Source organism: Methylobacterium sp. P3_A11 (genome assembly GCF_056403155.1).
In genome coordinates, this window is the sequence record NZ_JBFUGA010000021.1 from 64,248 (window position 1) to 71,659 (window position 7,412).

7 protein-coding genes are annotated in these 7,412 nt (G+C 72.4%); 6 read left to right on the top strand and 1 reads right to left on the bottom strand.

Annotated features, from left to right (window positions below):
- The first annotated feature begins 103 nt into the window (after positions 1-103).
- From AC1DXK_RS09620 to AC1DXK_RS09645, 6 genes are all read left to right on the top strand, one after another.
- Positions 104-1,339, top strand: a complete 1,236-nt coding sequence (locus AC1DXK_RS09620) for an ABC transporter substrate-binding protein (RefSeq protein WP_477297616.1) — start codon at positions 104-106, stop codon at positions 1,337-1,339.
- Positions 1,336-2,343: a PQQ-dependent catabolism-associated beta-propeller protein gene (locus tag AC1DXK_RS09625; RefSeq protein WP_457103954.1), complete on the top strand. Its 1,008-nt coding sequence runs from the start codon at positions 1,336-1,338 to the stop codon at positions 2,341-2,343. Before AC1DXK_RS09620 ends, AC1DXK_RS09625 begins: the two co-directional genes overlap by 4 nt.
- Before the next feature lie 284 nt (positions 2,344-2,627).
- The gene (locus AC1DXK_RS09630; RefSeq protein ID WP_457103955.1) at positions 2,628-4,730 is read left to right on the top strand and encodes a 4Fe-4S binding protein; all 2,103 of its coding nucleotides are present in this window, start codon (positions 2,628-2,630) and stop codon (positions 4,728-4,730) included.
- On the top strand, positions 4,727-5,779 hold the full coding sequence (locus tag AC1DXK_RS09635) for an FAD:protein FMN transferase (RefSeq protein ID WP_457103956.1): 1,053 nt from the start codon (positions 4,727-4,729) through the stop codon (positions 5,777-5,779). Before AC1DXK_RS09630 ends, AC1DXK_RS09635 begins: the two co-directional genes overlap by 4 nt.
- 207 nt (positions 5,780-5,986) lie before the next feature.
- On the top strand, positions 5,987-6,151 hold the full coding sequence (locus tag AC1DXK_RS09640; RefSeq protein WP_457103957.1) for a hypothetical protein: 165 nt from the start codon (positions 5,987-5,989) through the stop codon (positions 6,149-6,151).
- Between the two features lie 102 nt (positions 6,152-6,253).
- On the top strand, positions 6,254-6,502 hold the full coding sequence (locus tag AC1DXK_RS09645) for a flagellar protein (RefSeq protein ID WP_457103958.1): 249 nt from the start codon (positions 6,254-6,256) through the stop codon (positions 6,500-6,502).
- On the opposite strand, the gene AC1DXK_RS09650 is transcribed toward AC1DXK_RS09645, so the two are convergent.
- The gene (locus AC1DXK_RS09650) at positions 6,492-7,190 is read right to left on the bottom strand and encodes a YoaK family protein (RefSeq protein ID WP_457103959.1); all 699 of its coding nucleotides are present in this window, start codon (positions 7,188-7,190) and stop codon (positions 6,492-6,494) included. The genes AC1DXK_RS09645 and AC1DXK_RS09650 overlap by 11 nt on opposite strands.
- Positions 7,191-7,412 lie beyond the last annotated feature (222 nt).

Below are 7,412 nucleotides of genomic sequence, written 5' to 3' on the forward strand. Positions count from 1 at the left end.
CAGGATTGGCTGGTGCACCTTGGTCCAATATCGGCGGGCCGTTGTCCGCCTTTAGAGTCGAGCACAACGATAACGTCCTCGGGGACGGAGGAAGCGGGCGAGGATGATGTCCCCCGGCGCGCAGCGGGCCTGGATCTGCGGACGGCCCGTGGCCGCCCTCCTGCTCGCCGAAGCCCTTTTCGGTCTTGGGCCGATGCCGACGGCCGCCGCCGCGACCCCGGAGCCGGGATCGCCCCTGCGGATCCATTACCTGGAGCGGCGGATCGAGCGCCCGGTCCCCCTGAACAACGAGGATGCGATCCCCGACGACGAGGGCGCGAAGGGCGCCGAACTCGGTCTGAGGGATTCGAACGCCACCGGCCGGTTCCTCGGGCTGCGCTTCGACCTGGACGCGAAGGTCGTCGAGCCGGGCGACGACATCCGCCAGGCGTTCCGGGGTCTCGCCGATCCCCGCATCGTAGTGCTCAACGCCCCGGCCGCGGACGTGCTCGCCGTCGTCGATCTGCCGGAGGCGCACGACAGCGTGCTCCTCAATATCGGCGCTCCGGACACGCGGCTGCGCGACGCCGACTGCCGGAAGAACCTGCTCCACGTCCTGCCCTCCCGCGCCATGCTGGCCGACGCGCTGGTCCAGTTCCTGGCGTTCAAGCGCTGGTCCCGGATCCTGCTGCTGACCGGGCCGGCGCCGGGGGACGCGCTCTACGCCGAGGCGCTGAAGCGCAGCGCCAAGAAGTTCGGGGCGCGGATCGTCGCCGAGTCGCGCTACGATCCCCAGGGCGGCGACGTCCGCGACACCGCCCTGCGGGAATTCGCCCTGCCGACCCGCGGGCCGGAGCACGACGTCGTGGCGGTGGCCGATGAAGCGGGCGCGTTCGGCGCGAGCCTGAACTACAACACCGCCTCGCCCCGGCCGGTAGTCGGGACCCAGGGCCTGTCGCCGGCGGCCTGGGGACGATCGGTCGAGGCCTGGGCGGCCGTCCAGCTCCAGGGCCGGTTCCGGAAGCTGGCCGGGCGGCCCATGCGGCCCGTCGACTGGGCCGGCTGGATGGCGGTTCACGCGGTCGGCGAGGCGGCCGTGAAGGTGCGCAGCACCGATGCCGGTGCGGTCCGCGCCGCCCTGACGGCACCCGGTTTCGAGGTCGGCGGGTTCAAGGGGAGGCCCCTGAGCTTCCGCACCTGGGACGGGCAGCTGCGCCAGCCGGTCTTCCTGCTCTGGCCCGGCGCCGTGACCGCGACGGCGCCGATCGAAGGCTACTTGCACCACCGGACGGAACTCGACACCCTCGGCCTCGACGCGCCCGAGAGTGCCTGCCGCGCCTTTCCGGGGATGTCGGGATGAGCCGCCTCGCCGCCCTCGCCCTAGTGCTCTGCCTCGCCGCGCCGGCGCGGGCCGAGGAGATCTTCGTCTCGAACGAGCGCGACAACACCGTCTCGGTGATCGACGGCGACAGCCTGGAGGTGTTGCGTACCTTCCCCGTCGGCCGGCGGCCAAGGGGGCTGACCTTCTCGAAGGACGGACGGTCCCTCTACGTCTGCGCTAGCGATTCCGACGCCGTGCAGGTGATCGATCCGGATACCGGTGAGGTCCGGCACAACCTGCCCTCGGGGGAGGATCCGGAGCAGTTCGCCCTGGCGCCGGACGGGCGCACGCTCTTTATCGCCAACGAGGAGAACGCCACCACCACCGTGGTCGACGCCCAGACGCGCAAGGTCCTGGCGCAGATCGATGTCGGGATCGAACCCGAAGGCGTCGCCGTGAGCCCGGACGGCCGCACCGCCGTGACGACCTCCGAGACCACCAACATGGTCCACTGGATCGATACGCGCAGCCTGGAGGCGGTGGACGCCACGCCGGTCGGGCAGAGGCCGCGCTTCGCGGCCTTCTCGGCGGACGGGTCCAGGCTCTGGGCCTCCTCGGAGATCGGCGGGACCGTCTCGGTGATCGACGTCGCGACCCGCAGGGTGACCGGCACGATCGCCTTCGCCGTGAAGGGGGTCGCGGCCGACCGGATCCAGCCGGTGGGCATCCAGTTCGCGAAGGACGGGCGCCACGCCTTCGTGGCGCTCGGCCCGTCCGACCGGGTGGCGGTGGTGGATACCGTGACCCACGCGGTCGAGAGCTACATCCTGGTCGGCCGCCGGGTCTGGCAGCTCGCACTGAACGCGGCGGGGACCCGGCTCTACACCACCAACGGTGTCTCGGGCGACGTGACGGTGATCGACGCCGCGACGTTCAGGCCTATCAAGACCGTGAAGGTCGGCCGCTTCCCCTGGGGCGCGGCGGCCCGCCCCATGACGGCGGCCAAGACACCGGACGGACGCGCCGCCGGTGCGGCGCCGTGAGGCTCGACCGGTCGCGGACCGCAACACCCGCCGGCCTCCGCGGAGGCCTCCAGAACGACGCATCCGGCGTGGCGACGGCGGTGTGGACCCGGGCGCGGGTCCTCCCTGTCCCGCACGGGTTACGATGGTCACACATCCGGGTCGGAGACGGGCACTGGCGGCAGAGCGCGACGCGCCCCCTCCTGGCCATTCCGCGGGAGACGGCGGCCGCGCCGCGTGTGCCGGTCAGGCAGTCCCCGAGGCCGGCCGCATCCCGCTCGGCGCCCGAGAGGCGCAGCGCGGCTTTGGATGCCTTTCTGCGCGCGGCGCTCATCCTCCTGGGCCTTCTGGCGACGTGGCCCGCCGTCGGCGGCCAGCTCGACCGCGCCGCCCTCGAAACCTACTTCCCGCCGCCGCTCATCGTCGGCGAGAAGGACGACGCGGTTCCGGTCTGGCCGATCCTCAAGCAGCAGGCCGGCGCCTACGAGGTGTTCGCCTACGCCTTCGAATCCGTCGATCTCGCCCCCATCCCCGGCTTCGGCGGCACCCCCCCCGACCTGCTGATCGCGCTGGCGCCCGACGGCACCTTCCGGGACGTGAAGGTCGTGTCCCACCACGAGCCGGTCTTCCTGGAGGGTCTCGGCTCCGAACCGCTCTTCGCCTTCGTGGAGCAATATGCCGGGCTGTCGGCGCGGCAGGCAGTCCGGGTCGGCCGGCCGAACGCCCGCGCCGCCGGTGCGGCGCCGCAGACCACGGTCGACGGCATCGCGATGGCCACCGCCTCGACCCGGGTGATCAACCAATCGATCCTGACCTCGGCCCTCACGGTGGCGCGTCGCAAGCTCGGCTTCGGGGCCGCCAATCTCGGCCTCCGGGTCGAGGCCAAGCCCGGTCTCTACGAACCCCTGCCCCTGGCCGAGCTCCTCGCCCGGGGCTGGGTGAAGCGGCTGACGGTGACGAACGCTGCCGCCGCCGCGGCCTTCAAGGGGACCGGCGTCGAAGACCCGGCCGACGGGCCGCCCGAAGCGGTCCTGACCGACCTGTACGTCGCCTGCCTCGACGTGCCGTCGATCGGCCGCAACCTGCTCGGGCAGGCGCGGTACGAGGCGCTGATGGCCGAACGCGGCACCGGCAATCACGCCGTGATGGTGCTGAGCGCCGGGCCGCCGGAGGCACCGGAGAATCCGATCGGCGACCGCTTCGTCCTGGGCGCCGTGCCCGACCGGCTGGCCCTCAGCCAGGGCGGCCTGATCGTCAACGCCCGCGACATGGCGGTGGAGCGCCGCGACGCCGGCTCGGCCGAGGGCCTGCCCCCCGGGTCCTGGACCATCCTGCGGATCGACGAGGCGGCCGGCTTCGATCCCTCCGCCCCCTGGGTGCTGACCGAGACGATCGTCCGTGAGCGCGGGCAGATCCTGTCGGAGAAGATCGCCCGGACCTTCCCGGTGGAATCCGCATTGCCCGCCGACCTGTTCACCCTGAGCCATCCGGATGACGGACCGAGCTGGACGGATCCGTGGCGGGCGCGGGCCGGCGAACTCGGGCTGATCGGGCTGATGCTCGCGGTGCTGGTCCCGGTCCTGGCGCGCCAGCGCGGGCTGGTGGCCCAGGCCCGCGGCTTCGCGGCGTTCCGCTACGGCTTCCTGGCCCTTACCCTCGGGTTCCTCGGCTGGTCCGCACAGGCGCAGCTGTCGATCGTGACCCTCGTGGGCCTCGTGCGCGCCGCCTGCGTGACCCACGACCTCGCCTTCCTGCTCTACGACCCGCCCTCGCTGGTGCTCTGGGCCTTCGCCCTCGCGGCCCTCCTGGTCTGGGGACGCGGGACCTTCTGCGGCTGGCTCTGCCCCTTCGGCGCCCTGCAGGAATTCGTCGCGGTCCTGGCGCGGCCCCTCCGGATCCGGCAGATCACGGTCCCGGCCGCGCTGGATCGGGCGCTCCGGCAGGGGAAGTACATCGCCCTCGCCGGGATCCTCGGGGCCGCCGCCGTCGGGTCGCCGCTCGCCGATACCGTATCCGAGATCGAGCCGTTCAAGACCGCCATCACGCTGTATTTCGTCCGCGCGTGGCCGTTCGTCGTCTACGCGCTCGGCCTCCTCGTGCTGAATCTCTTCGTCTACAAGGGGTTCTGCCGCTATCTCTGCCCCCTCGGGGCGAGCTTGGCCGTGCTCGGGCGCCTGCGGATCCTCGACTGGATTCCCCGTCGCTCCGAGTGCGGCTCGCCCTGCCAGCTCTGCAGGGTCCGCTGCCGCTACGATGCCATCGCACCCTCCGGCCGGATCGACTACGCCGAGTGTTTCCAGTGCATGGAGTGCGTGACGATCATCCACGATCCCGCGCAATGCGTGCCGCAGGTGGTGGCGCGCAAGCGCAGGCGGCGCGCCGCAAACCGCCCGGCGACCGTCGGATGAGGGCGCCGAACCGCTTCGGCCCCGCGCGCCGCCGCGTCCTCGTCGGGGCCGCCGGCCTGGCCGGCGCCGCCGGGCTCGCCGGAATTTCGGCATTCCGCAGATCTGCGGAGGCGCGGGGCCTGCGCCTGCGCACGCGCGCCGGCCTCGCCTTCGGCACCACGGTCGCCCTCACCGCCGCGGGGCCGGACACATCCGTCGTCGAGGCCGCCCTGGGCGACGGCTTCGCGGCCATGCGCGCGGTGGAGGCCGCCGCCAGCCTGTTCCGGGCCGACAGCGCCCTCTCCGAACTCAACCGCGCCGGCGTCCTGGACGCGCCCGACCCGCACCTCGTCACGCTGCTGCGTTTCGCCCTCGCCCTCGCGGCCGGGACCGACGGCGCCTTCGACCCGACCGTCCAGCCGCTCTGGCCCGTCTGGTCCGGCGCGGCCGCCCGGGGCGCACGGCCTGACGCGGGCGCCCTCGCTGCCGCCCTGGCGCGGATCGGCTGGCGGCGCGTGCAGGTCGGACCCGACCGCATCGCCCTGCAGCCCGGGACAACCCTGACCCTGAACGCCCTGATCCAGGGCTACGCCGCCGATCAGGTGATGGGCGCGCTCCGGAAGCGCGGCATCGCGGACGCCTTCGTGGATACCGGCGAGTTCGGTGCCCGCGGCGCCCATCCCGATGGAACCCCCTGGCGCCTCGGCCTGGCCGATCCGCGCGACCCCGGCTCCCTCGCCGCCGTGATCGCCCCCTTCACGGGCTTTGCCGCAACGTCGGGCGACTACAACATGAGCTTCTCGGAGGATCGGGCCGATCACCACATCTTCGATCCCGCGACCGGGCATTCCCCCGTTGGCCTTGCGTCCGTGACCGTCACCGCGCCGACGGGACTCCTCGCCGACGGCCTGTCGACCGCTTGCATGGTTCTCGGTCGGGAGTGCGGTGCGCGGCTGGTCGCAGCCCATCCGGGCTGCGCGGTGCGCTTCACCGACAAGCCCCGGGACGCCTCAACGCTATCCGTCGACGCGGCGGACCTGCCGGGCGAGCCGCACGCACCGGGACGGTGAGGGAGAGGCAAGTCGAGGGTGGGGAGCGTTCCGAGGCGAGCGGATCCCGCCTCCGCGGCGTGAAGAGGGCCGTCCGGTCTCGGCTTTCACCCCGACCCGCTTTCCCAGGCACGGAAAGCCGCTACGTTCGTCCACGCAATCCGCATCGCGCCCGGTAGAAATGCTCTCATGCGCCGCCGTCGGGGCAGGGCGTCGGAGGAGACTGGCGTGGTCTACGTGCTCATCATCATGCTCGCCGGCTCGGGCTCCGCTGTCGGATCCGTCGAGTTCAACAGCAAGCCGGCCTGCGAGGTCGCGGCGCAGATGATCGCCCATGCGGATCGTCCCTATGGCGGGGCCTCGGCGATCACCGTGTGCGCCCCAAAGGGGTGAGATGCGGGAAACGCTTTTCGCCCGGGATCCCGCGCATTCGAGCGATCGCCGCAACCGGTTCTTGTCGCCTTCCTGCCAGGATCGTCCCGGGGAGATTCCGGCATGATCGACGCCCTTCGGACCGCTACGACCGGCATGACCCGGGCCACCGACCGGCTCGGGACGGCCGCGCAGACCATCGCGGCGAGCGGAGCCCCGCTCGGCGACACCGCCCTGCCGCCCGCCGCCCAGGTGGACCTGTCGGGGGCCGCCGCCGACCTGATCGGATCGAAATCGGCCTTCGCGCTGAACGCCGCGGTGGCGCGGACCGCCGACCGCATGATGGGACAACTCCTGGACGTCAGCGCCTGAGGGCGGGGACCGCCAGGCCGGCGAGGATCGCGGCCGCGGCGAACAGCAGCGCCACGCCGGTCAGCCGGTAGGCCATGACGCCCACCACGCCGCCCGCCAGGAAGGCGCCGACGGTCAGCAGGTGGAGCCGCAGCCGCATCGGATCGTGGGGCTTGAGCGGCCCGGGTCCGGGCGGTCCGCGATCCAACCAGCGGGCGAGTTCGATGCCGATATCGGTAATCATGCCGGTCACGTGCGTGGTCCGCACCCGCGCCTCGGAGATCTTCGTCACGGCGGCGTTCTGCAGGCCCAGGATGAAGCTCAGGCCCATGACCAGAACATGGCTGCGCGCCGGCTCCTGGAGCGCGAGCACCAGCACGCCAACGGCGACGAGGAGGATCGCCTCCACGCAGACACTGTACGCGTAGGCGTCGGGACCGGCGGCGCGCCGACGCCGGCGGATCAGGAGCGTCGCGGTCGCGGCGCCGAGCACGAACAGGATGACGAGAAGCCCGGCCTGCACAGCCAGAACGAGATCGCCGGTGCCCGTCCGGTCGGAGATCGTCGAGACGTTCCCGGTCATGTTCGATGCGTAGAGGCCGACCGCGTAGAAGCCCGCGGTGTTCAATGCGCCCGCCACGGCGGCGAGGGACAGGGCCAGAGCCCGGTCGGCCTCGGGGGTGCGCGTCTCTCCTTCTTGGACCAGCATGGAATCGTCGTCTCAGGTGCGGGGTTCCGGATTCAGCCCGGTCCTGCAACCGCCTTCAAGTCACGCAGGCGGCTGGGCACCCATGCGGCGCGCCGCCGCTCACCAGCCGCGATAACCGTAATCCCCGTCCCAGTCGCGGCCCCAGCGGCGGGCGGGGCCGTAGCCGACGGGGACGCGCTCGTAGGTCACGGTCCGCCGCGTGGCGTAGACCGGGGCGTCCTC

What these genes read in the sequence shown, in the direction of transcription:
- AC1DXK_RS09620 (WP_477297616.1), top strand. Translation starts at nt 104, where the DNA reads ATGATGTCCCCCGGCGCGCAGCGGGCCTGGATCTGCGGACGGCCCGTG.
- AC1DXK_RS09625 (WP_457103954.1), top strand. Translation starts at nt 1,336, where the DNA reads ATGAGCCGCCTCGCCGCCCTCGCCCTAGTGCTCTGCCTCGCCGCGCCG.
- AC1DXK_RS09635 (WP_457103956.1), top strand. Translation starts at nt 4,727, where the DNA reads ATGAGGGCGCCGAACCGCTTCGGCCCCGCGCGCCGCCGCGTCCTCGTC.
- AC1DXK_RS09645 (WP_457103958.1), top strand. Translation starts at nt 6,254, where the DNA reads ATGATCGACGCCCTTCGGACCGCTACGACCGGCATGACCCGGGCCACC.
- AC1DXK_RS09650 (WP_457103959.1), bottom strand. Translation starts at nt 7,190, where the DNA reads ATGCTGGTCCAAGAAGGAGAGACGCGCACCCCCGAGGCCGACCGGGCT.